Source organism: Bacillus altitudinis 41KF2b (genome assembly GCF_000691145.1).
Classification (GTDB): domain Bacteria; phylum Bacillota; class Bacilli; order Bacillales; family Bacillaceae; genus Bacillus; species Bacillus altitudinis.
In genome coordinates this window covers 209,318-233,247 of sequence record NZ_ASJC01000004.1, presented here as the reverse complement: position 1 = coordinate 233,247, position 23,930 = coordinate 209,318, and the positions used below count along the sequence as shown (strand labels likewise).

General features: G+C 41.9%; 23 protein-coding genes. 18 read left to right on the top strand and 5 right to left on the bottom strand.

The window, feature by feature from the left end:
• Window positions 1-201 precede the first annotated feature (201 nt).
• On the bottom strand, window positions 202-342 hold the full coding sequence (locus BA79_RS09530) for an anti-repressor SinI family protein (protein WP_008345506.1): 141 nt from the start codon (window positions 340-342) through the stop codon (window positions 202-204).
• A gap of 458 nt (window positions 343-800) precedes the next feature.
• Here BA79_RS09530 and BA79_RS09525 point away from each other — a divergent pair, with 458 nt between their 5' ends.
• Window positions 801-1,184: a GtrA family protein gene (locus BA79_RS09525; RefSeq protein ID WP_024719496.1), complete on the top strand. Its 384-nt coding sequence runs from the start codon at window positions 801-803 to the stop codon at window positions 1,182-1,184.
• A gap of 26 nt (window positions 1,185-1,210) precedes the next feature.
• Window positions 1,211-1,468, top strand: coding sequence for a hypothetical protein (locus BA79_RS09520; protein ID WP_035702481.1), 258 nt, complete (start codon window positions 1,211-1,213; stop codon window positions 1,466-1,468).
• Between the two features lie 34 nt (window positions 1,469-1,502).
• On the opposite strand, the gene BA79_RS09515 is transcribed toward BA79_RS09520, so the two are convergent.
• A complete protein-coding gene (locus BA79_RS09515; protein ID WP_007497828.1) occupies window positions 1,503-2,348 on the bottom strand; it encodes an AraC family transcriptional regulator in 846 nt (281 codons plus the stop codon).
• A gap of 181 nt (window positions 2,349-2,529) precedes the next feature.
• On the opposite strand from BA79_RS09515, the gene BA79_RS09510 reads away from it, so the two are divergent.
• The 8 genes from BA79_RS09510 to qoxD all read left to right on the top strand — a co-directional run bounded on the left by BA79_RS09510 (window position 2,530) and on the right by qoxD (window position 11,798).
• Window positions 2,530-3,708 (top strand): galactokinase, encoded by a 1,179-nt coding sequence (locus tag BA79_RS09510; RefSeq protein WP_026050176.1) that lies wholly within the window; start codon window positions 2,530-2,532, stop codon window positions 3,706-3,708.
• Window positions 3,708-4,700: a UDP-glucose 4-epimerase GalE gene (gene galE, locus BA79_RS09505; RefSeq protein WP_024719494.1), complete on the top strand. Its 993-nt coding sequence runs from the start codon at window positions 3,708-3,710 to the stop codon at window positions 4,698-4,700. The genes BA79_RS09510 and galE overlap by 1 nt, the downstream gene beginning before the upstream one ends.
• A gap of 31 nt (window positions 4,701-4,731) precedes the next feature.
• The gene (gene galT, locus BA79_RS09500; RefSeq protein ID WP_035702479.1) at window positions 4,732-6,252 is read left to right on the top strand and encodes a UDP-glucose--hexose-1-phosphate uridylyltransferase; all 1,521 of its coding nucleotides are present in this window, start codon (window positions 4,732-4,734) and stop codon (window positions 6,250-6,252) included.
• 7 nt (window positions 6,253-6,259) lie between these two features.
• Complete coding sequence (locus BA79_RS09495) at window positions 6,260-7,342, top strand: M24 family metallopeptidase (protein ID WP_035702476.1); 1,083 nt, start codon at window positions 6,260-6,262, stop codon at window positions 7,340-7,342.
• 514 nt (window positions 7,343-7,856) lie between these two features.
• Window positions 7,857-8,813: a cytochrome aa3 quinol oxidase subunit II gene (gene qoxA, locus BA79_RS09490; protein ID WP_089374137.1), complete on the top strand. Its 957-nt coding sequence runs from the start codon at window positions 7,857-7,859 to the stop codon at window positions 8,811-8,813.
• A 27-nt stretch (window positions 8,814-8,840) separates the two neighbouring features.
• Window positions 8,841-10,799: a cytochrome aa3 quinol oxidase subunit I gene (gene qoxB / locus BA79_RS09485; protein ID WP_008345496.1), complete on the top strand. Its 1,959-nt coding sequence runs from the start codon at window positions 8,841-8,843 to the stop codon at window positions 10,797-10,799.
• A complete protein-coding gene (gene qoxC, locus BA79_RS09480) occupies window positions 10,799-11,416 on the top strand; it encodes a cytochrome aa3 quinol oxidase subunit III (protein WP_007497820.1) in 618 nt (205 codons plus the stop codon). Before qoxB ends, qoxC begins: the two co-directional genes overlap by 1 nt.
• A 1-nt stretch (window position 11,417) precedes the next feature.
• Window positions 11,418-11,798 carry a cytochrome aa3 quinol oxidase subunit IV gene (gene qoxD, locus BA79_RS09475; protein ID WP_007497818.1) on the top strand — a complete coding sequence of 127 codons (381 nt, stop codon included), beginning with the start codon at window positions 11,418-11,420 and terminating at the stop codon, window positions 11,796-11,798.
• Window positions 11,799-11,875: 77 nt separating this feature from the next.
• On the opposite strand, the gene BA79_RS09470 is transcribed toward qoxD, so the two are convergent.
• Entirely contained in the window at window positions 11,876-12,139 is a 264-nt protein-coding gene (locus BA79_RS09470; RefSeq protein ID WP_008345491.1) for a spore morphogenesis/germination protein YwcE, read from the bottom strand.
• Between the two features lie 476 nt (window positions 12,140-12,615).
• Between BA79_RS09470 and BA79_RS09465 the strand changes: the two genes are divergently transcribed.
• The 3 genes from BA79_RS09465 (at window position 12,616) to BA79_RS09455 (ending at window position 15,746) form a co-directional block, all read left to right on the top strand.
• Window positions 12,616-13,827, top strand: a complete 1,212-nt coding sequence (locus BA79_RS09465; protein ID WP_008345489.1) for an FtsW/RodA/SpoVE family cell cycle protein — start codon at window positions 12,616-12,618, stop codon at window positions 13,825-13,827.
• Window positions 13,828-13,937: 110 nt separating this feature from the next.
• Window positions 13,938-14,687, top strand: coding sequence for an oxygen-insensitive NADPH nitroreductase (gene nfsA, locus BA79_RS09460; RefSeq protein WP_017368283.1), 750 nt, complete (start codon window positions 13,938-13,940; stop codon window positions 14,685-14,687).
• Between the two features lie 54 nt (window positions 14,688-14,741).
• Entirely contained in the window at window positions 14,742-15,746 is a 1,005-nt protein-coding gene (locus BA79_RS09455; RefSeq protein ID WP_026050174.1) for an LLM class flavin-dependent oxidoreductase, read from the top strand.
• An 11-nt stretch (window positions 15,747-15,757) separates the two neighbouring features.
• Here BA79_RS09455 and BA79_RS09450 read toward each other — a convergent pair whose 3' ends face one another.
• Window positions 15,758-15,985: a hypothetical protein gene (locus tag BA79_RS09450; RefSeq protein WP_017360133.1), complete on the bottom strand. Its 228-nt coding sequence runs from the start codon at window positions 15,983-15,985 to the stop codon at window positions 15,758-15,760.
• Between the two features lie 81 nt (window positions 15,986-16,066).
• On the bottom strand, window positions 16,067-18,490 hold the full coding sequence (locus tag BA79_RS09445; protein WP_025208182.1) for a S8 family peptidase: 2,424 nt from the start codon (window positions 18,488-18,490) through the stop codon (window positions 16,067-16,069).
• Window positions 18,491-18,991: 501 nt separating this feature from the next.
• On the opposite strand from BA79_RS09445, the gene BA79_RS09440 reads away from it, so the two are divergent.
• The 5 genes from BA79_RS09440 (at window position 18,992) to BA79_RS09420 (ending at window position 23,717) form a co-directional block, all read left to right on the top strand.
• Window positions 18,992-19,270 (top strand): hypothetical protein, encoded by a 279-nt coding sequence (locus BA79_RS09440; protein ID WP_017368279.1) that lies wholly within the window; start codon window positions 18,992-18,994, stop codon window positions 19,268-19,270.
• Between the two features lie 51 nt (window positions 19,271-19,321).
• On the top strand, window positions 19,322-20,155 hold the full coding sequence (locus tag BA79_RS09435) for a PRD domain-containing protein (protein WP_026050173.1): 834 nt from the start codon (window positions 19,322-19,324) through the stop codon (window positions 20,153-20,155).
• Window positions 20,156-20,409: 254 nt separating this feature from the next.
• A complete protein-coding gene (locus tag BA79_RS09430) occupies window positions 20,410-21,798 on the top strand; it encodes a sucrose-specific PTS transporter subunit IIBC (RefSeq protein ID WP_035702471.1) in 1,389 nt (462 codons plus the stop codon).
• 19 nt (window positions 21,799-21,817) lie between these two features.
• On the top strand, window positions 21,818-23,275 hold the full coding sequence (locus BA79_RS09425) for a sucrose-6-phosphate hydrolase (RefSeq protein WP_035702468.1): 1,458 nt from the start codon (window positions 21,818-21,820) through the stop codon (window positions 23,273-23,275).
• Window positions 23,276-23,462: 187 nt separating this feature from the next.
• Window positions 23,463-23,717: a hypothetical protein gene (locus BA79_RS09420; protein ID WP_008359596.1), complete on the top strand. Its 255-nt coding sequence runs from the start codon at window positions 23,463-23,465 to the stop codon at window positions 23,715-23,717.
• Window positions 23,718-23,930: the final 213 nt, after the last annotated feature.

Below are 23,930 nucleotides of genomic sequence, written 5' to 3'. Positions count from 1 at the left end.
CTAAAAAGGGGTCATATAAAGAACAGGGAACGGACTGTCCTCCTAAAAATAGAAAGACAGAACCCCAATGAGTGGAAGGGATTGGTATGATGAGGTGTTCAATTATTGTAGCGTATCGTCATGAAAGGATGTTTAAAAGGTCAATTGACAGGTTAGAACTTTAGCCAAAGCAATCTGAAAGACAAAGGATAACGGCGTTGATTACGGTTTGTTTATCATCTTCTGATCACCGTTGGATGTTAAAAAAGCTTGTATTTCCTCGATGCCTAGTCCAATTTTTTTCGCTTCTTGAATCAAATAAACCCACTCTTCGTCAACTCTTCTTTTCACTTGCGTATCCATAATATCCTCCAGTTCAATAAGACATATTCATCTGCAACCAATGACTTGAACAAACCGTCTAGTAACTGTACGTGTATGTGAATGGAGTACAAAAATAGATTTTTGTCGAAAAATGATGACATTTAACCTATTTTGTAAAATCTATCACCTACCACGTCCCTAAAAAAATGACTAAAAAACCCATAAATATTGAATTCTTACTTCTCATAATAAACAATTGTAAAGTCAGTTAAAAGATTATAAATTAAAATAATGATAAAGACCTAAATCATTTGACTCATATAAACCCATAAGGTTGACATATGCCATCAGCGAGAACAAATTTCATCTTTACAGGACGCACATATTGTTCGTTTGGGAAGTTCTTCTTAAGATGGTATTCTAAAAGAAACAGAATTCACCAAGAAGGAATGAAGAAAGACATGTATAGCCTTTTTCAAAAGTATCAAGAAGTTGTCATGTATCTGATCATGGGTGTGTGTACAACCATTGTCAACATAGTCAGCTTCTATTTATTCGTTGAGATGTTTTCTATGGATTACAAAACAGCAACGGTTGTTTCATGGGTATTTGCTGTGCTCTTTGCTTATATCACCAATAAGAAGTATGTCTTCAAGCAAAAGGCTCGTGACACAAAAAGCCTGATGCGTGAGCTTTCTTCATTTTTTAGTGTCCGTCTCATGTCTCTAGGTGTAGATCTGGGGCTGATGATTTTATTTGTGAGCCAAATGGCGCTCAACGAAACCGTCGCAAAAATTCTTGTTAACTTTGTGATTGTCGTGGTCAATTATGTCGCCAGTAAATGGTTCGTCTTCAAGAAAACAAAAGAAGATGCGATTTAACACATGAAAAAGATAGGTGATGTGAAATGAGCAGCAGGCCAGACGAATTATATGATGCCATATATCAACAAACAGAAAAGCAGCATGAACAAGTGTTGAGGCTAGTCAAGGAAATGACCGCACATCCAGGAGCATTTTCTGAGCAAGAAAAGGAAAAGATCAACCGAATGGACATTGCGCTTCAAACAGCAACGGACATTTTAGAAAATTTAATGACCCCTGATACGCAAATGACCATTGTTTTAAGACAAGGGAGAATTCGTGTTGACCTGACGAAAGCGTAAAAGAAGCAGCCAATTGAAAAGCGGCTGCTTTTTATTATGCATCGCTTGTTTCCCGGAGTTGCTTTGGAGACATGCCGATTTTCTTTCGAAAGACTTTATTCAAGTAATTCGCGTTTCGGTAGCCGCACTGTATGGCGATTTCTTCAATCGAGTATTTCGTTGTTTTCAGTAACGTTTCCGCCTTTTCTAAACGAATATTGGTTAAATAATGAATCGGTGTGAAGCCAGTGGCCTTTTTGAATTCCCTCGTAAAATGACTTTTGGATAAACGTGCCGCAGCTGCCATATCGTCAGGCCCAATCTCCTCGTGAAAATGGTGGCTTGCAAATAAGGCCGCTTGGACGATGGGCTCAGGCCATTTCTCCATTTGTCCCTCAAGCTTTGGCAAATATGAATACAGTTCCATGACAAATTGATAAGCAAGGCTAGACCCCTCAAATGGATTGGTAATCCGTCTTTCACTGGCTTCATCATAAATCTTCTTTAGCAGGCGGATCGGTTTGGAATTCGGATGAAAACGCATGACCTGCTTTCCTTGATCGATAAATTGATCAAAGCAAAGGTCACAGGCTTCCCCATAAAGTGTTAAATAGAGAAATTCCCAATGTTCACTGTCTTCTGGAAAATAGTATTGATAAGCACTGGGGCTTTTCACCAGAAAGGCCTGTCCAGGCAATACTTTGAATCGTTTCTGTCCGATTTCAATCATGCCGTGTCCAGACAGTGTGAGCTGAAAGATGCACTTGCCCTGATCCTTCCGCTCTACGCCATTCCAGCTGTATAACGAAGATGATTGAACTTCCCAGCCAACAGACCAGATTTGGGCCGGCAATGTCACATCAGAATGGTGAAAACGAAATGCAAATGCTTCCTTCTTCAAATTGGAAACCCTCCTTCACAGCAAAAAACAACCTTTTTCTATTTTGAATCATGTTACACCTCATATCACATCGTACCATTCACAGCAAAAAAAGGGTATTTTTTAACGATTTTTTTACCATTGAACTTCAGCTGACGGGGCAACTAAAATAAGATTATCAGAAGAGAAAAGGGGAATGGATATGATCGACACATTACGAGCAGCATTTCACCAGCAATTTGGAGATCAGGAAGAACTCCGCTATTTTTTCGCCCCAGGCAGAGTCAATCTGATTGGTGAACACACAGATTATAATGGGGGCCATGTCTTTCCATGTGCACTCACTCTTGGTACATATGCTGCGGGAGCAAGACGATCAGATGGACGCGTCAGAATGTATTCCTTGAATTTTGAAGAAGAAGGTGTGAAAGAGTTCGACCTTTTTGAAATCGCTTTCTCAAAATCGGACGGCTGGGCGAATTATCCGAAGGGAGTATTCCAACAGTTTATCGAAGCAGGCATGGATGTGAAAGAAGGCTTTGATATTGTGTATGCTGGCAATATTCCAAATGGCGCAGGTCTGTCATCTTCTGCCTCTATTGAGCTCGTCACGGCTGTCTTGATCAATGAATGGTCGTCATTCGGTGTAACGCAAATCGACCTAGCCCTTCTTGCGCAGCGTGCTGAAAATGAGTTTATTGGCGTGAACTGCGGCATTATGGATCAATTTTCAATTAGTCTTGGAAAAGATGGTCACGCTATTTTGCTCAATTGTGACACGCTTTCCTTTGAATACAGCCCATTTCGGCAAGAGGGTCTGGCACTTGTCATTGCCAATACAAATAAAAAACGAACACTTGCAGATTCCAAATACAATGAGCGCCGTTCGGAATGTCAATCTGCTTTAAGCGATCTTAGAAAAGAATTAGATATCGGTCATTTATGTGAGCTCACGGAGGATGAATTCGCTAAGCATGATCATTTGATACAAGATGAAACGTGTAGAAGACGTGCAAGACATGCCATCACGGAAAACGAGAGGACCATGAAAGCAGTAAATTTTCTGAAAGATGATAAAATGGAAGAACTAGGTGCACTCATGAAGGCATCTCACCTTTCTTTAAAGAATGATTATGAAGTCACTGGGCTTGAGCTAGATGCACTGGCTGAAGCCGCATGGCAACATCCAGGGGCGATTGGTTCCCGTATGACAGGTGCTGGCTTTGGGGGCTGTACCGTCAGCATTGTGAAAGAAGAGCTTCTGGACTCATTTATAGAAGAAACAGGTGCGATTTATCAAGAAAAAACAGGCATTCAAGCCTCTTTTTACACAGCTGGAATTGGAGGCGGCGCTAGAGAATTAACGAAGGAGGAATTTTGATGGCAATTTTAGTATGTGGGGGAGCAGGTTTTATTGGCAGTCATGCGGTAGCGGCTCTTTTGGCTAAAGGAGAACAAGTAGTAATTGTGGATAATTTGCAGACAGGTCATAAAGAGGCAGTCGTAAAGGGTGCCGTATTAGAAGAGGGAGATTTAAGGGATCATGCTTTTTTAAGACGGGTTTTTCAAACGCATGACATAGAAGCGGTCATGCACTTTGCGGCAGATTCACTTGTTGGAGAAAGTGTAACAGACCCGCTGAAGTACTATGACAACAATGTCGGAGGGGCAACGGCTTTACTTCAGGTGATGAATGAATTTGATGTGAAACGCATTGTATTCTCTTCAACTGCTGCGACATATGGTGAACCAAAGCGTGTACCGATCGTTGAAACGGATGAGACGAACCCAACAAATCCTTATGGGGAAACGAAGCTCGCGATTGAGAAAATGCTGAAGTGGTCTGAGCAGGCATATGGTATTGAATATGTTGTGCTTCGCTATTTTAATGTAGCCGGTGCTCATACAGAAGGGATTGTCGGTGAAGATCATCAGCCAGAAACGCATTTAATTCCGATTATTCTACAAGTGGCTTTAGGAAAGCGTGATCAAATCATGATTTACGGTGATGATTATGAAACAGAGGATGGTACATGCATTAGAGACTACATTCATGTCATGGATTTAGTAGAGGCACACATTCTAGCGGTTGAGCGTCTGCGTGAAGGAAAAGGAAGCGCGACGTACAACTTAGGGAACGGCACAGGCTTCTCTGTGAAGCAGGTCGTAGAAGCTGCAAGAGAAGTGACGGGGCATGCCATTCCAGCACAGGTGGCAGAAAGACGTGCGGGTGATCCGGCTAAGCTGATTGCTTCATCAGAAAAAGCGCTGAAAGAACTAGGATGGAAGCCGCAATATGCAGATCTCCACACCATCATTCAAAGTGCATGGGATTGGTTTCAGAAACATCCAGATGGCTATCAAAGTGAGTAACGTGTAGCAGGCAAGGGAGGAGACAAAGGGAATGGCGATTGATATTTTTGAAAAGCTAGAACAGCTGATTCAATACGGGATCAATAAAGAGCTAATATCACCACTAGATATGGATTATACAAGGAACCGGCTGCTAGAGGTGCTTGGTCTCGATGATGCTGAGGCAAGAACAGTCTCAGGAGACAGCGACCTTGAAGACATCTTAATGCCGATGCTCGATTGGGCAGTTGAAACAGGTCTTATTCCTGACGGGACAGATACGTATCGTGATTTATTAGATGCCAAAATCATGGGCTGCTTGGTGGCGCCTCCGAGTGTCATCTATGCAAAGTTTGAAGAGAAACGCAAGCATTGCGGGCCAAAGGCAGCGACAAGCTGGTTTTATGAAATGCAGCAGCATGCCCACTATATTCATACAGGCAGAATCGCCAAAAACGTGCAGTGGTTTACACCGACAGAAGATGGTGAGCTTGAGATCACGATTAATCTATCGAAACCGGAAAAGGACCCAAAAGCGATCGCTGAAGCCAAAAAGCTGAGTCAAAAGCAATATCCTCTTTGTCTCCTTTGTAAAGAAAACGTTGGGTTTGGGGGACGCATCAATCACCCAGCAAGACAGAATCACCGGATTATTCCGGTGACACTTACAAATGAGTCGTGGTTTATGCAATTCTCGCCGTATGTGTATTACAACGAACATTGTATTGTGTTCAAGGGCGAGCATGAACCAATGCAGATATCTAAAAAGACCTTCGAGCGTCTGCTTTCCTTCATATCGATATATCCGCACTATTTCATAGGATCAAATGCTGATCTTCCCATTGTTGGAGGCAGCATATTAAGTCATGACCACTTTCAAGGTGGTGCTCATGAATTTCCGATGGCGAAAGCAAAGATGGAAGAAGTGATTTCTCTCGAAAAGTTTCCGAGGGTGAAGGCGGGTATTGTGAAATGGCCGATGTCAGTGATTAGGCTTCAAAGCAGCGACCAGCAGACACTTGCGGAGGCAGCGGATTTTATATTACATGAGTGGAAAATGTATTCAGATCCAGAAGCGGGGCTGTTCTCACATACAGGAGAGACCCCGCACAATACCATTACACCAATCGCACGCCGTCATGGGGATGAGTACGAATTAGATCTCGTGCTACGAAATAATCGTACAGACAAGCAGCACCCAGGCGGAATCTTCCACCCGCACAAAGAAGTTCATCATATTAAAAAAGAGAATATCGGATTAATTGAGGTCATGGGTCTCGCCGTCCTTCCTGGAAGATTAGCAGAGGAATTAAGCCAGCTAAAAGCGTCGCTGCTATCCAAAAAACCTCTTGAAGAAATCAAAGCCTGCCCGTCTATCATGAAGCACGAGTCATGGGCAGAGCGTCTGATCGAAGAGAATACCTTTACGAAGGACAACGTAGAAACCATCTTACAAAAAGAAATCGGCCTCATTTTTTCTCGTATACTCGCGCAGGCGGGTGTGTTTAAAAGAACAGAGCAAGGGAAAACAGCATTTAAACGTTTCATTCAAACACTCCATACAGGCAGGTGATGAGTTGATGATTGAACAGGTAAGAACTTTAATGGAAGAAAAACAACTCGACGGAGTTCTCATTCAAAAGCGTAATAACTTTTCTTGGCTTACAGGAGGAAGAAGAAACCACATTGTGTTAAACACGCCAGAGGGCGTTTGTCAGCTACTTGTGTTGAAAGACGATATTGTCCTAGTTGTGAATCAAATGGAAGAAAAACGAATCATTGAAGAAGAAATGGCGTATTTTGACCATCCCTTTCAAGTCGTCACAATGGATTGGTTTGAGGATGAGACTCCTTACATTCAAACACTCATAAAAGACAAACGAATCGGTGCGGACATTCACATGGAAGGAGTGGAATGGATCGAACCTGATTTGTCTCGTGTTCGATCGATCCTTTCAGCGCCACAGCTCAGCCAATACGAAACCCTTTGTCATGAAACAGCGGTTATTGTAGAAAGTGTCTGCCAAGAAATCGTTCCAGGACAGACGGAGCATGAAATTGCTTCGCTTGTTGCTCAAAGAGCGATCGGGCAGGGGATGACGATAGAAGTGCTGCTTGTGGCGACAGATGACCGGATTCATCAATATCGCCACCCGATCCCAACAGAAAAAGCACTTCAAAAGCATGCACTGGTTGTCCTTTGTGCTGAACGGCATGGACTCGTGGCAAATGTCACAAGATCCGTTTACTTTGGACAGCTACCAAAGGAGCTTGAAGAAAACAAGGAAAGGCTTGCGCGAATTGACACGGTCATGAATGCGGCTACTCGTCCAGGGAAAACCATTGGAGATGTATTGAAGGCAGGCATTGCTCAATATGAAAAAGAAGGATTTCCTGATAGCTGGAAAAAGCTTCACCAAGGAGGCAAGACTGGATTTGTGTCTAGAGAGATCATTGCAGTTCCTTCATCGGTGGAAGAGATCCAGCTTCATCAAGTATTCACTTGGAATCCTTCCTTACCAGGATTGAAATCAGAAGATACGATGGTCGTCGAGAAAGAAGGAAATCGCTTTTTAACCTATACAGGCAAGTGGACGTATATAGACATAGAACATGAAGGAAGCATCTATAGACGACCAGACATTTTGGTGAGAGATGAATAAATGAGAAACCGGCGATAAGCCGGTTTTTTGCTGGAAGTCTTTAGCGAGTTTCCACTCATTTATCACCATTACCAATCATTACAGCGCATAGGCGGAGGATCGATACTTTCTTTTCTTGTCGACTTGCGTTAAAATGAGTAAGGTTTTTGTTAAATATGGGGATACCTATTTTAGAATTGTTTACCTAGATAAAATTTCATTAAGTTAAATTGAAATTTGACCAAACTTTTTTATTGTGGTAAACCTAAATTTGACAAAGTTCTTGATTGTTTGTCCTTTGCCTTCAACTCTCAACTTTTCAAATTCCTAGAAATTTATTGTGTGTGCAATAATATAAATTTATGGCGAATTTATGACATTTCAATAGAAATCTGTTGAAAAATAAATGAACTTTTGAAAAAAGGGGAGCTAACTCCAACAGATTTTGATAGCATTACAAAGGGAAGAAAAGTTTTCGAAGGCAGATGGCTTTTCACAATTATTCAGCAATTTATACATTATTTAAGGAAGGATGGTGATCTTCTTGTTCAGAGCCATTAAACCTATGCTTTTATTAGCGATGCTCGTGAGTGTTTTTGTATTAGGAGGTTGCAGCAATATCGCTGTTTTAGATCCTAAAGGACCAGTCGCAGCACAACAAAAAGACTTAATCCTTTTATCTATTGGATTCATGCTCTTTATCGTTGGTGCGGTATTTGTACTGTTTACCATCATTTTGGTTAAATACCGTGAGCGTAAGGACGTTGGAAACGCCTCTTATAACCCAGAACTACACGGGAATACGCTTCTAGAAGTTGTCTGGACAGTGATCCCAATATTAATCGTTGCTGCCCTTTCAGTTCCAACTGTAAAAACCATTTACTCTTTGGAAGAGGCGCCTCAAGCAACAAGTCATAAAGATCCACTTGTCGTTTATGCTACAGCAGTTGATTGGAAATGGATCTTCAGCTATCCAGAGGAAAATATTGAAACAGTGAACTACTTAAACATTCCAAAAGATCAGCCGGTTTTATTCAAAATCACTTCCGCTGATACAATGGCATCACTATGGATTCCTCAGCTAGGCGGGGAGAAGTATGCGATGGCTGGAATGGAAATGGAACAATATCTTCAAGCTGATGAAGTAGGCACATATGAAGGAAGAAACGCCAACTTCACAGGCGAAGGCTTTGCTCAGCAAAAATTCAAAGTCAATGCGATGACGCAGTCTGACTATGATAAATGGGTAAATAAAACGAAAAAAGAAGCACCAAAGTTAACGAAGAAAACGTATGACTACTTGATGCTTCCTGATGCTGCAGATGTGCAGACATTCTCATCAACACATTTATCTTTTGCGAAGCACGGAGAGGATTCTGAATATGCACTCCAAGCACGCAAACGTTTAGGTTACCAATCAGTTTCTCCGCATTCCAAGACAGATCCTTTCGAGAATGTGAAGAACTATAAAAGAAAACTAGAAAACGAATAAACTGACTAAGGAAAGGAGGAGGCCGTTATGCATTTAAAATGGGATGAGTTTTTTGTAACTGGAGACCCATTAATTCTTGGTGCGCAAATTTCTATCGCTCTTACTTCCATTGCCATTGTGTTTGTTTTAACCTACTTCAAAAAGTGGAAATGGCTCTGGAAAGAATGGCTGACATCAGTTGATCATAAAAAGCTTGGAATCATGTATATCCTTGCTGCTGTGATTATGTTCTTCCGCGGTGGGGTAGACGGACTGATGATGCGCGCGCAGCTGGCGCTTCCTAATAATACGTTTTTAGATTCAAACCACTATAATGAAATTTTCACAACGCATGGTACGATCATGATTTTATTCATGGCGATGCCATTCTTAATTGGTTTAATCAACGTCGTGGTTCCTCTTCAAATTGGTGCACGTGACGTTGCATTCCCTTATTTGAACAACTTGAGCTTCTGGACATTTATGGTCGGAGCAATGCTGTTCAACATTTCCTTCGTTATTGGAGGATCACCAAGTGCAGGCTGGACGAGTTACATGCCGCTCGCCGGAAATGATTTCTCACCAGGACCTGGACAGAACTACTACTTGCTCGGGCTCCAAATTGCAGGTATTGGTACACTAATGACAGGTATTAACTTCATGGTGACCATCTTAAAAATGCGTACAAAAGGTATGACGCTTATGCGTATGCCGATGTTTACATGGACAACATTGATCACGTCTGTCATTATCGTTTTCGCATTCCCTGTTTTAACAGTTGCTTTAGCACTTATGACATTCGATCGTTTATTCGGTTCAGCATTCTTTACACTCGAAGCGGGCGGTATGCCAATGCTTTGGGCGAACCTTTTCTGGATTTGGGGACATCCTGAGGTATATATCGTTATCCTGCCGGCTTTCGGTATTTTCTCAGAAATCTTTGCGACGTTCTCAAGAAAGCAGTTGTTTGGTTACAAAGCGATGGTTGTATCGATTGTGGCAATCTCTGTTCTTAGTTTCCTTGTGTGGGTTCACCACTTCTTTACAATGGGGAACAGTGCAGCGGTTAACTCATTCTTCTCGATCACAACAATGGCGATTTCTGTACCAACAGGTGTGAAAATCTTTAACTGGCTCTTTACAATGTATCGAGGCCGTATCAGTTTTACATCTCCAATGCTTTGGGCACTTGGTTTCATCCCGAACTTCGTAATCGGTGGTGTGACTGGAGTTATGCTTGCGATGGCAGCTGCGGATTACCAGTACCATAATACGTACTTCCTTGTATCCCACTTCCACTATGTATTAATCGCAGGTACTGTATTTGCTTGTTTTGCAGGTCTTGTTTTCTGGTATCCGAAAATGTTTGGTTACAAGTTAAACGAACGAATCGGCAAATGGTTCTTCTGGGTATTCATGATCGGATTTAACATCTGTTTCTTCCCGCAGTACTTCTTAGGACTGCAAGGAATGCCAAGACGTATTTATACGTATGGACCAGAAGATGGCTGGACTGCACTAAACTTTATTTCAACAATTGGTGCATTCATGATGGGTATCGGATTCATCATCCTTTGCTATAACATTTACTACAGCTGGAGACACGCGAAACGTGAAGTGTCTGGAGACAGCTGGGGAGAAGGACGTACGCTTGACTGGGCGACATCTTCTGCAATTCCGCCGCATTATAACTTTGCAGCACTTCCAGAAGTGACGTCACCAGATGCATTCCATCATTGGAAGCAAAACAATGTAGACGTTCATCCTGAAAAAGAATTCAAGAAAATTCACATGCCGCACAATTCAGGCAGACCGCTGATCATGTCTGCATTCTTCGGACTTGGTGCATTCGGTCTTGTATTTGAATGGTACTGGATTGGCGTTATCGGCTTAATCGGTGTATTCGCAACAATGATTTTACGTTCATTTGAATATGACGATGGCTACTATATTCCTGTTGAAGAAGTGATTGAAACAGAGAAAAAGAATAAGGAGGCGCAGAAGTAATGGGACATAATGATAGCAGCTATGCAAATGCACCGCTTGAATATCAGTCTGAAACAGGACGTTTAAACATCCTTGGTTTCTGGATATTCCTTGGCGCGGAAATCGTGTTATTCTCAACACTTTTTGCGACCTACTTTGTTCTTCATGGCAGAACAGCTGGCGGCGTTTTGCCAGCTGAGCTATTTGATATGAAGCTTGTATTGATCATGACATTCCTGCTATTGGTGAGTTCATTTACATGTGGGATTGCCGTTCATGAAATGCGCCGTGGAAGTACAAAAGGGGTTGTCATTTGGACGATTCTGACACTGCTTCTAGGTGCAGGCTTCGTTGGTTTTGAGATTTTCGAATTCTTCCATTATGTACATGAGGGTGCGAGCATCCATACAAGTGCATACTGGTCTGCATTCTTTGTTCTTTTAGGAACTCACGGATTACACGTATCCATCGGTATCTTCTGGATTACGGGCGTCTTGTTCCAAATTAAAAAACGTGGATTAACACCACAAACAGCAGCGAAGATCTTTATCTCAAGTCTATACTGGCATTTCCTTGATGTTGTATGGATTTTCATCTTCACAGCTGTGTACTTGATCGGATTAGGGGGGCTTTTGTGATATGGCTGGAAAAACACATTCCTCAGCAGAGCACGAACACTTCCCTTGGAAACACGTAGTCGGCTTCATTCTCTCCATTGTGCTAACCATCTTAGCATTCTGGATTGCCATCGGAGCTGAAATTGGCAGTTCCGCAAAACTATGGATTATCTTTGGTTTTGCCTTCATTCAAGCATTCTTGCAGCTGTTCATGTTCATGCACATGACAGAGAGTGAGAACGGAACTGTTCAAGTCGGAAATACTTTGTTTGGTCTGTTCTGTGCGATCATTTTCGTCATCGGGTCTGTTTGGATCTTCGCGGCTCACTACAGCCACGGAGAGAACAGCAAAGACGGTTATTCACCATCTGCGCCAAAGCAGTCTGAGCATTCAGAGAAATAATAAAAAACCACTCATCTTTCATAGGTGAGTGGTTTTTATGCTGATTGTGATAACGCTTCCAATTGATGATGTGATATCTATCTGCTGCTGAATCTTTTACGAATGAATGGAAGTCCATAGATGAGGAAAGCTGCAATGTGAGCCAGAATCACGTTAATGGCAAAGAATGCGATCATGAAGGTATGTCCTGCTGGAGATAAACTGCTTGTCATGTAAAGACCGAAGAAAATCCACATAATCATGATGGGTGGAATAGATGCTAATGCAATCTTTCTGTTTTCCAACCATAAAAACAGGGGTGTAGCTGTTGCAATACATAGGTACGCAAAGAACATATCCATCGTATCCAACTCCTTTGTAAGTTGATGTTCAATTCAAATGAGAGGTCAGGATGCAATTGTGTCTGTTTTTAGGAGATATTGTGAACATTTTGTTACAAATATTATACCACAATTGACTTTGAAGTAAACTCAATAATTGGAAAATGGGCCTTATTCCGCAGAAATTGTTTTTTTTCTTATACCTCAGTTAAGCTTATGCTGGCAAGATGTTCACCTTTCATATCGCCACATAAGTCATTGAATTTTCCCCTTAAAATCTGTAAAATAATCTTTTTAAAGGACTTATGATCGGTTGTCATGATAGAGTGGAAAGGAATTTTTTCCTATTGTTAGGATGAAAAGTATTTCATTTTTTGAAAATAGAATGGAACCTTTCAGGTGTCACTTCCGTCATATTTAAGGTGAGTTGCTTTTGTGAAAATTTCAATCTAATATAAATAAGGGCTTTTATGTTTTGTAATAAGGGTGGTTAGTTCATGAACAAGCAGAATACATCTCCTTACTATCAGGGAGATTTGATTTTTATATTTTTAGCCTTCTTTGCCATCAGTGTCATCGCTATTTATGCTGCGGGACAGTTTGGGCAATATGGATCTAATGCATGGACCAGACAGATCATTTACTACATGGTCGGGGTCATCTGTATTGTGGCTATTAATTACTTCGATCTGGAACAATTAGAAAAGTTAAGCCTATATATTTTTATAGGCGGCATTATGCTCTTAATTCTTTTAAAAATTGCTCCTGCACAAATTGCAGGTCATGATTTTGCTCCAATTAAAAATGGTGCAAAAAGTTGGTTTGTGTTACCGGGAATTGGAACATTTCAGCCTTCAGAGTTCATGAAAATTGGTTTGATTATGATGCTCGCCTCTGTCATTGGGAAGGCAACCCCAAGAGGAAAACGAACATTAGAAGATGATATTTTCCTACTATTAAAAATTGCCGGCGTGGCTGCTGTACCAGTCGGACTCATCTTTTTGCAAGATGCAGGTACGGCTGCGGTATGTATGTTTATTGTCGTTGTCATGGTCTTTTTATCAGGGGTCAACTGGAAATTGATCTCTCTCATCGGTTCAGTGGTTGTGCTCTTAGTTGCCGCTGTGTTAGCCGTGATTATTCTATTCCCTGATTTCGCACAAAAGATCGGGATTCAGCAGTATCAGATCAACCGGATTACCGCTTGGCTGCCTGATAGTTCTTCGACAGCCAACCAAGCCCAGACACAAGATGCATCTGGATCGGATAAATATCAAGTCGAGCAAGCCATTATGGCAATTGGGGCAGGACAAATTTTCGGGAACGGTGTTAAAAACTTAAAAGTGTATGTTCCAGAAGCACAGACAGATATGATTTTCTCTATCATAGGGGAAGCCTTTGGTTTTGTCGGCTGTGCATTTGTGGTCATCATGTTCTTCTTCCTGATTTACAGGCTTGTTGTGCTGATTGACCGTATCCATCCTTATAGCCGGTTTGCGTCATTTTTCTGTGTAGGATATACAGCATTGATTGTCATCCATACATTCCAGAACATTGGCATGAACATAGGCGTTATGCCTGTAACGGGGATACCGCTCTTATTCATCAGCTTCGGGGGAAGCTCTGTTTTATCTGTTCTGATTGGATTCGGTATCGCCTATAATGCAAGTGTTCAATTAACGAAATATCAAAGTTATTTATTTAAATAAAACGGGTAAAGGGCAGTCTAAGCGTAGGCTGCCTTTTTGGCGTAAGTTCTAACTTTTGAAAAGCAATATTCATTTGTCTTATGATAGTAGGAGTGAAGGAGGTCTTCGAATTGAATAAAACGATAGAAACCATTTTAAATCATCGGTCCATCCGTTCGTTTACAGATGAGCGTCTGACAGAGGAAGAAGTGCTGACACTTATCAAAAGTGCACAGGCTGCTTCGACATCAAGCTATGTACAGGCGTATAGTATCATTGGTGTAACAGATCAGGAGAAGAAGGCGAAGCTTGCTGAACTGGCTGGAAATCAGCCATACGTTGAGAAGAATGGGCATTTTTTTGTTTTCTGTGCAGACTTGAAACGCCACGACTATATCGCAAAAAAAGCAGGGAAAAACCATCAAGAAGCGCTTGAGAATACTGAAGCCTTTCTGATCAGTGTGATTGATGCGGCGCTCGCTGCGCAAAATGTCAGTGTCGCCGCAGAATCTATGGGACTTGGCATCTGCTATATCGGTGGACTGCGTAATCAGCTGAAGGAAGTATCCGAACTACTTGAAACACCTTCCTATGTGCTGCCGCTATTCGGTCTGGCCATAGGACATCCTGCCAATCCATCATCTCAAAAGGAACGGTTGCCCGTTGAGTTGATCTACCATGAAAACACATATCAGCAAGACGAAGCTCATGTGGATCGTTATTTAAAAGAATACGATGATCGTATTTCATCATATTATGAAGAACGAACAAACGGTGAGAGAAAAGATACATGGTCTGAGCAAATGCTTCGAGGCTTTAGCCAGCCAAAACGTGCTTTCCTCGGAGATTTTGTGAAAGAGAAGGGCTTTAATCGAAAATAAATCAGGAAATCCCCCTTTCAAGTGAGAGAGGGGGATTTCTGTAAGAGGTGCGACATCATGAAATTAAGTATACTGGATCAATCTCCATTGATTGGAGATGCGACGCCTGCTGAGGCGCTGAAGCAAACAGTCGAGCTGGCGAAGCAGGCAGAGAAATGGGGTTATCATCGATTTTGGGTATCAGAGCATCACTTTTCAAACCGGCTCGCAGGATCGAGTCCAGAGGTGCTTCTCGGTCATTTATCAGCTGTGACGTCACATATCCGTATTGGTTCAGGCGGCGTCATGCTGCCCCACTACAGTGCCTATAAAGTAGCAGAGAACTTCAGAGTGCTCGAAGCCTTGGCTCCGGGCAGAATTGATCTTGGCATTGGACGTGCTCCTGGAGGTATGCCGATCTCCTCCATTGCCCTTCATCATGGAGAACGGAAGCGACTTGGTGATCAATACCCTGAGCAGGTAGAAGAATTAAGGGTGTATTTACATGATTTAGCCGATGAATTTTATCCGCTGCCTCACCTGACCGCTTCTCCGAAAGTAGATACTGCCCCAGAGGTATGGATGCTAGGTTCCTCTGGAGGAAGTGCACGGCTTGCCGCAAAAGCAGGTGCAGGCTATACGTTTGCTCTTTTCATTAATGGAGAAGGCGGAGAAGACTCTGTGTCGCAGTATATCAACCGATTTGAACCTTCAGAATTTGGTGCTGAGCCGCGTGTCAGTCTTGCGGTCTTCGTTTTATGTGCAGAAACAGAGGAACAGGCAGAAAAATTGGCTGTTAGCTTAGATTTATCATTATTAGCTAACGAACAAGGACAGAACCTTGGAGGCTTTCCTTCATTTGAACAGGCAAAGGCCTATTCCTACAGTCCATATGAACAAAAACGAGTAGCAGCCAATCGACAGAGAATGGTTGTTGGCACACCATCTTCTGTGAAGCAGCAGCTGACAGCACTCGCAAAGGCGTATCGTACAGATGAAGTGATCGCTGTGACCATCACACATCACATGCAAGACCGTCTTACATCGTATCGTTTATTAAAAGAAGCTTTTGACGCATAACTTATGTAAATTTACCGTCTGCGCAGCCAATAAAAGGGATAGAGGAGCATCATGGTGAGAATAAAGGCAGCTGTCACCGCCAAGCTAAGCGGATAAATGCAGGTGGTATAGACAGTCAGTTCACATGCTTGATGAAAAGGACGAGGCTGTTTTGCATGTAAAAAGGTAAAAAAATAAACCAAGGTGATCGTGAGAAAAAAAGCTGTCATAAAAGAAACGATCCATAGCCATATCAACATGAATTGCTCTTTCCTCCATACATGATAGAAAAGCCTTGTTGAGCTGATGGGCTCATACAAGGCTTTTTATGTGATTCTTGTTTATTCAGGATAAATATCGAATGGTTCTTTTGTTTGAACCGTATCTGATTTGCCTTTCAGGCTTGCATACGCAAGCATTGTATACTCACCTGCTTCTAACTTCTGTCCTTTATTGATCGTGCCATTCCATTTCACACGATGCTCTCCTTTATCAACATGTTGATAAACTCCTGCTTCACCTAAATACTCTCCATCTGTCGAGTAGACGAGGAATGCAAGATTTTCAGCACCGCCTGGGAGATAGCTACTAATAACATAGCTTCCAGCACGGTTATCCGGCTCTACGGAAACCGAAGTGACGCGCGGGTAATCAGGCTCTTTTACAATCAATAAAGTAGGGATTTCAGTGACCTTTCTGCCATTTTCGCGAATGGTGATACTGCCTTGGTACGTTCCTTTTTTCGTTTTTCCATAATTCACTTGTACTGCGGAAGTAAAGGACCCTGTGGAATTCCCTTTTACTGTGATTTTTTTCGTGCCGTTTGTGCTAATGCCGTTGCCATCGAACTTGTAATCAATGGTATAGGTTTTCGGTGCTTTTGACAGGTTTTCTACCTTGAACTTCTTCGTTTTGATTTGAACGCCCTTTTCTTTTAAGAAAGTGCCGTACGAATAGCTTGCATCAGACACAATAGAAGACGCTTGAAGTGATTCGATGATTCGAACGCTGCCTGTGCCCTGCGTATTGTGAGGGAACGGGTTCCCATTTGGGTCATACAATGTTTCTGCTGTATTCATCATCAGCGCTTTAATTTGCTCTGTAGAATACGATGGTTTTGCTTGTTTAATAATCGCTGCTACTCCGGCTACATGAGGAGATGCCATGCTTGTTCCTTGCTTCGATCCATAGCCGTATGGCTGAGAAGGATCGTGTGTCGGAATGGTGCTGACAATACTCACGCCAGGTGCTGAAAGATCTGGTTTGATCATCCACGTATCGACAACAGGTCCGCGAGATGAGAAGTCAGCGACTTGTTCACTTAACTCTTTCACAAATTGAATCGAGAAAGTTGTTGTATTGTTACCAGCCTCAATGGCTTTAACAAGTGCTGTTCCTTCCGCTTTTGACAGCTTAATCGTCGGAAGGGCTAGACCTGGTACATCCACAGGGATTTCTCCATCGGTATTGTTGTACATGACAACGCCGATCGCACCAGCAGCTTTCGCATTGTCCACTTTATCAACAAAGGCAATGGCTCCACGTTCAATCACTGCCACCTTTCCTTTGACATCGATGTTTTCAAAATCTTTTTCGTCACCGATGCCTGCTTGGACGAGTGTGACTTGTTTTTGGTCAAGTGCTTTTAAATCATTTTCTTGATAGTAGCCCATCACTTTTGCTGTTGAATAGTTCGGGAATTTCACGTTGTATAAACTGTACGGAAGCTGAGTGGCTCCGACAGAAATAGCATCTCTTGATGTCCCAGGAGATCCAACGGTCCAGCTGTTTGGCCCGCTGTTTCCGTTTGATGTCACAGCAACAACCCCTTCAGACATGGCCCAATCCAGTGCGATGCTTGTTGCATAATCAGGGTTATTCACACTGTTTCCAAGAGAGAGGTTCATGACATCGGCTCCGTCAGTGACAGCCCGATCGATGCCTGCAAGGACATTTTCAGTTGTTCCTGATCCGCCTGGTCCAAGGACACGGTAGGCGAGAAGGGTGGCATCTTTTGCGACACCTTTAATTTGTCCATTTGCCGCAATTGTTCCTGCGACATGTGTACCATGATCTGTCGATTCGCCTCTAGGATCTCCTTTTGGTGTTTCTTGTGGAGAATAGTCATTATCAACAAAGTCATAGCCTTTGTATAATCCGAAGTTTCCTTTTAAATCAGGGTGGGTATAATCTACTCCAGTATCAATGACAGCGACTTTTACTCCTTTTCCAGAGTAGCCGGCATCCCAAGCTTTTGGTGCACCGATAAATGGGGCGCTTTTATCCATGAGTGGAGAGACATCCTCATTTGGAAGCTGGACGCTTTTCTTTTTCACTTCATCTGTTTGATATGTAACATCCGGATAAACGGCTTTTACTCCGTCAACTGCGAGCAGTTTCGGGATTTCGTTTGCAGGAAGTTTCATAGAGAAACCAGAGAAGACTTTTTCATATTCTTGATGAACACTCGCTTTATCTAGCTTTTTGAGTGCTGCATTCTTTACTTTCGTTCGAGATTTTTTGAGGGAGGCCTTTGTTTGTGCTTCGCCTTCTTGCTTGGCTTCAACTAAGGATTTTTCCTTTAATTCAACAATGACAGTGGTGTGTTTTCTAGACTTAACATTGATTTCGCCGAAGATTTCTGCTTTTTCCAGTTCCACCTGTTTGTTCGATGGAGCGGCAGCAGCCTGACCTGAAAAGAATGTGGATAAGGTAAAAATAGTGGAGAACAATAGAACAGAAGAACGAGAGATTACTTTTTTCAATTAATTTTCCCCTTTCTAGCTGTGTATTTAGGGAGATAGCCTTTCTTTTTGTGGATAAATAGGAAAGATTCACTGCCCGTTATTAAGTATTCCATACGATGAAACCAATTCCTTTACTAAAATGGTCTTATTTTACATAGTCATAAAGAACTATTTTGTTTATAAAGTCACACTTATGCACAATAATCTGTTGATAACTCGATTATTCAGATATATATATGGAAAATAAAAAAATCTCATACACAAAATCTAGTAAGAGGGTGTTGATATGTGGATAAACCCTGTTGATAAGATGTGCTTATCTTTGGGATAGTGTGTGTATAAAATTTTCATAGAAACATTGTGGAACATGATCATCTTCTGCACTTTTCAACAAAACTTCTGAAAACTAGTTCGTTTTTTCACCCAGATTGTGACAAACCTCTCTTTTTTCTCGGGATATGATAGGAACAGTTAATTTGCTAGAACTGCTAGATTCTAAGTAAATCGGAGGGATGTTCAGTGAAGAAATGGAAGAACTGGTTGAGTGTATGGTTTGGTTTTGTGATGAATGTGCTTGTGAATCCTGGTGAGCTGCTGAAGAAGCAAGGGGTGAAAGTGACAGCAGTGGATGGAGGATTCTTTCTTGCGGTGAATGAGAGAAAGCTAGAGAAACTGGCAGTTGAAAAGAAGAAGAAGCGCAGGATAGAAAAGCCGTTTCAAGAAAGTCTGATGATGCTTTATGAAAAGACAACGAGAGAGGCTCGTGCCGGTCCGTTCTTATCTTTACAGAAAAGTTGAAACAGGGTAAAATCCCACATAAGACACGTTATCTGTGGGAGAGGATGCCCCTTGAAGATATATAAAATATTGAATAACAATGCAGTGGTTGTAAAGGAGGGTGATCAGGAGAAAATTGTGATGGGGCCCGGAATTGCTTTTCAGAAGGGGAAAAATGACGTCGTTCCCGTTCAAAAAATAGAGAAGATTTTTGTTGTGCGTGAAGAAAATGAGAAGTTTAAACAAATTCTTGCGACATTGCCAGAAGCGCATATTGAGGTGGCAGAGCATATTATTAGTTATGCAGAGGGTGAACTCATGATGCCGCTCAGTGATCATATCCACATTTCACTGACAGATCATTTATCCTTTGCCATTGAACGCGTTCAAAAAGGCATTGTGCTATATAATAAATTGCTTGGTGAAATCAAAGTCTTATATAAGCAGGAATATGATATTGGAAAGTATGCCATTCGTTATGTAAAGGAGCGGCTTGGGGTTGACCTGCCGGACGATGAGGCAGGGTATGTGGCACTTCATATTCATACGGCCAAAATGAATACGGAGTCCATGAAGAAGACGGTCAAATACACAACGATGATCAAAGAAATGATCGAGCATATCGAAAGCGTTTTTGAGCGCTCGATTGATGAGGATAGTATTTCATATCAGCGGCTTGTGACACATTTGAGGTATGCATTAGGCAGGTTGGAATCAAATGAAGCATTTCAAATCATGGACGATGACATGCTGACTTTTATCCAAACAAAGTATGATTCGGCTTACCGGTGTGCACTTGGACTGGCTGATTTGCTGAAAAAAGAATATGGACTTCATCTCCCTGAATCGGAGATCGGCTACATCACGCTGCATGTCCAGCGTCTGCAGGATGCCGAATTGGTGTAAAGGTTGTGCCTGTCCGCAGGCTTTTTTTTATGCACACTACTCTAATTAGTGTATATGGGTCATTTGATTCGAAAAAATAGGTTGACGCAGGTCACGCTCTTATACTATGATGAAAGCGTAATCAAAAACCAATATCGTGGGATTGTGACTGTCAGGCAGGCAAGACCTAAAATTTGCGTAACGAGGGGACGTGTATGTCCTTTCATCGTTGGTGAATTTTAGGTCTTTTTTGTTTTAAAAAAGGGGGAGACAACATGGATTATCAAAAAACAGCCAAAGAATTAACAACATTATTAGGCGGCAAAGAAAATGTCATTAGCGCAACACATTGTGCCACACGACTCCGATTGGTGATGAAAGATGAGGCGTTAATTGACAAAGATGCCATTGAAGAACTTGAGGGTGTGAAGGGTGCCTTCTCAAGCTCGGGTCAATTCCAGATCATATTTGGAACAGGTTCTGTCAACAAAGTATATGAGCCTTTTGCTCGTGAGGCGGGTCTTGAGGCAGACGACGAGAATCAAAAACCTGCCAGCCATGATGAAGCCGTGAAGCAAAAAATGAATCCACTTGCACGTTTTGCTAAGACGCTATCGAATATTTTTGTACCAATCATTCCAGCGATTGTAGCAAGCGGTTTATTAATGGGCCTATTAGGCATGATGAAAGCCTTCAAATGGGCTGATCCAAGCTCTGCCATCTTCCAAATGCTAGATATGTTCTCAAGTGCTGCCTTTATCATTTTACCGATTTTAATTGGGGTTAGTGCAGCCAAAGAGTTTGGTGGAAATCCATATTTAGGAGCTGTCATTGGGGGCATTATGATTCACCCGAGCTTGCTGAATCCATGGGGACTGACAGACGCAAAACCAGAATATATGCATCTATTCAACTTTGATATTGCGCTTCTTGGTTACCAAGGAACGGTCATTCCCGTGTTATTGACTGTGTATATCATGTGCGTGATTGAAAAGAATTTAAGAAAAGTTGTGCCGAACAGTATTGATTTACTTGTGACACCGTTTGTGACGGTGATTGTGACTGGATTTGTGACGTTTATTGCTGTAGGACCGCTAGGGAGAATGCTCGGTACAGGAATCTCAAATGCACTCACTTATGTTTATGACCATGCAGGATTCTTAGCCGGACTTATTTTTGGAGGCGCTTATTCTTTAATTGTACTGACAGGTGTTCATCACAGCTTCCATGCGATTGAGGCAGGACTTCTAAATGATATTGGACGGAATTATTTGCTGCCGATCTGGGCCATGTCAAACGTCGCTCAAGGCGGAGCTGGGCTAGCGGTCTTTTTCTTAGCAAAGCGTGCAAAAACGAAAGAAATTGCATTACCAGCAGCATTTTCTGCTTTCTTAGGTATTACAGAGCCGGTCATATTCGGTGTGAATCTTCGTTATCGTAAGCCATTTATTGCTGCAATGATCGGAGGTGCATTAGGCGGGGCGTTTGTCGTCTTCACGAAGGTAGCCGCCAACGCTTATGGTTTAACAGGGATTCCGATGATTGCAATTGCAGCTCCGTTTGGTTTACAAAATGTGGTAAATTATGTTATTGGTATGTTAATAGCTGTTGCTGTTTCATTTATTCTTACCATCATCTTTAAAATCAAAGAAGTCGAAAAATAATCAAGGAGTGGTCACAGTGATGACAACAACGGACGCAGCACTTCGTCAAAAGGTAACAGATCGTATTCGAAACTATGAGCATTTGGTGAAAAAAGATGTGTACCGTCAGAACTTCCATTTAATGCCGCCAGTCGGTCTTTTAAATGACCCGAATGGATTGATTCAGTGGAAGGGAGTCTACCATGTGTTTTATCAATGGCAGCCATTTAAAACAGGACATGGGGCAAAATTTTGGGGTCACTACACATCAACCGATCTAGTGAATTGGCAGCATGAAGAGGCTGCTCTCACGCCAAGTGATTGGTTTGATCAAAATGGCTGTTATTCTGGCAGTGCAGTCATTGACGATGGTCGTATGTACGTGATGTATACCGGAAATGTCCGTGACGAGCAAGGGAATCGTGAGACATATCAATGTTTAGCTGTGTCAGAGGATGGGGTTCATTTTGAGAAAAAAGGTGTCGTGGCGACTTTGCCAGCGGGATTCACTGCACATTTTCGTGACCCGAAGGTGTGGAAGCGGAATGGAAAGTGGTACATGGTCCTTGGAGCACAAAGTGAAGATCTCAAAGGACATCTTGTCTTATTTACATCTGATACATTAGACAATTGGACGTTTCAAGGCATTATTGCAGGCAGTGGAAAGAATGGATTAGATCATTTCGGATACATGTGGGAATGTCCAGATCTATTTGAATTAGACGGTCAGGATGTATTGATCGTGTCACCACAGGGGCTGAAGCCTGATGGATTCAAATACAACAATACACATCAATCTGGTTATTTTGTTGGTACATTGGATGATCGTACCTACCAATATACGCATGGAGCGTTTGAGGAGCTGGATCGTGGCTTTGACTTTTATGCACAGCAGACTTTCCAAGATGAATCGGGCAGACGCATTTTAATGGGATGGATGGGTGTACCAGATCAAGGGGAAGAGCATCATCCAACCATCTCTTATCAATGGATCCATTGTTTGACGATTCCGAGAGAGCTTCGTTTAGATGATGAGGGACGTCTTATTCAAAAGCCGGTAAGTGAACTTCGATCTATGCGGACAAATGAGCAGGAGCATGTTTTTCACGTTAAACGATCTGTTCACTCCATTCCTGTTGAAGATTTGACGAGCGCAGAGGTATTCATTGATCAAATTGAAACTCAAAAAGGATTTGAATGCTGTATCCGTGCTGCTGCTCGTATCATTTATGATAAAGATGAAGGCAAACTAACGTTAGAGCGAGATCGATTTGAAGATCGAACAAAGGAAGTTCGTGAAGTAGAAATTGAGGAATTACAGGATCTGCATATCTTTATTGATGCATCATCGATTGAGATTTTTGTCAACGGAGGCCGGGAAGTATTTACTGCACGTTACTTTCCTTCCCCGGGAAATAAATCAATCTCCATCAGTGGTAGAAATGAAACGAAGCTTAAATTGAAGACGTGGCATTTGCAAAAAGAAGCAGATCATTGATCTGCTTTTTCTAGTGAGATCAGCCTGTATCTTAAAGCCTATATCATGTATATACAAGGTTGGCCTAAAGCGGTTTGATGACGTTTTACATATATGATAACAGGTTCAATTATGGTATCATTTTAAAATATATACAGCTGAGGCTGACGTTTATCCAAATGCGGTAGGACAAAAAGGGGTTGTTTACTTGAATTCAAAACAGCAGCCGACGACTAGAAAACGCTTGGAGACAATGGCAGATCATGTTGAAGATAAACGTGAAGAATATAAAGAATTGCTAATTCAAGTCCAATCTATTCTCGGTGAACCTTCTCTAGAGCAGGAAGAATTAAAAGAGAAGCTGTCAGATACGTATAAACAAATGAAAGAATATGCCTTATTTGTTGAATCCATTGAAGCCTTTATTCGAAAAATGGCGAAAGAATCTGATCAGCAAAAGTAGGTGAAAAATTATGGTGAAAGAGTGTACCTGGGAGCGGGTATGCTTTTTTTATTTAAAGATTATCTATGTCAGTTTTATTCTAAATCTTAATGTATGAAGATAAATAGAAATTTATAGATAGAATATTTAATGTATATGAGTTATAAAAGTGCAAGAAACATTACAATGCGGAAGGATAACCATTCTTCTCAAAACAGAGAACTGATATCCAAA

Bases quoted from the DNA above. Each gene is read 5' to 3' on its own strand.
- BA79_RS09465 (WP_008345489.1), top strand. From the start codon at position 12,616: ATGAACAAGCAGAATACATCTCCTTACTATCAGGGAGATTTGATTTTT.
- BA79_RS09510 (WP_026050176.1), top strand. From the start codon at position 2,530: ATGATCGACACATTACGAGCAGCATTTCACCAGCAATTTGGAGATCAG.
- BA79_RS09470 (WP_008345491.1), bottom strand. From the start codon at position 12,139: ATGGATATGTTCTTTGCGTACCTATGTATTGCAACAGCTACACCCCTG.
- BA79_RS09520 (WP_035702481.1), top strand. From the start codon at position 1,211: ATGAGCAGCAGGCCAGACGAATTATATGATGCCATATATCAACAAACA.
- BA79_RS09450 (WP_017360133.1), bottom strand. From the start codon at position 15,985: ATGTTGATATGGCTATGGATCGTTTCTTTTATGACAGCTTTTTTTCTC.
- BA79_RS09530 (WP_008345506.1), bottom strand. From the start codon at position 342: ATGGATACGCAAGTGAAAAGAAGAGTTGACGAAGAGTGGGTTTATTTG.
- BA79_RS09430 (WP_035702471.1), top strand. From the start codon at position 20,410: ATGGATTATCAAAAAACAGCCAAAGAATTAACAACATTATTAGGCGGC.
- galE (WP_024719494.1), top strand. From the start codon at position 3,708: ATGGCAATTTTAGTATGTGGGGGAGCAGGTTTTATTGGCAGTCATGCG.
- qoxD (WP_007497818.1), top strand. From the start codon at position 11,418: ATGGCTGGAAAAACACATTCCTCAGCAGAGCACGAACACTTCCCTTGG.
- BA79_RS09525 (WP_024719496.1), top strand. From the start codon at position 801: ATGTATCTGATCATGGGTGTGTGTACAACCATTGTCAACATAGTCAGC.
- BA79_RS09495 (WP_035702476.1), top strand. From the start codon at position 6,260: ATGATTGAACAGGTAAGAACTTTAATGGAAGAAAAACAACTCGACGGA.
- galT (WP_035702479.1), top strand. From the start codon at position 4,732: ATGGCGATTGATATTTTTGAAAAGCTAGAACAGCTGATTCAATACGGG.
- qoxC (WP_007497820.1), top strand. From the start codon at position 10,799: ATGGGACATAATGATAGCAGCTATGCAAATGCACCGCTTGAATATCAG.
- BA79_RS09425 (WP_035702468.1), top strand. From the start codon at position 21,818: ATGACAACAACGGACGCAGCACTTCGTCAAAAGGTAACAGATCGTATT.
- qoxB (WP_008345496.1), top strand. From the start codon at position 8,841: ATGCATTTAAAATGGGATGAGTTTTTTGTAACTGGAGACCCATTAATT.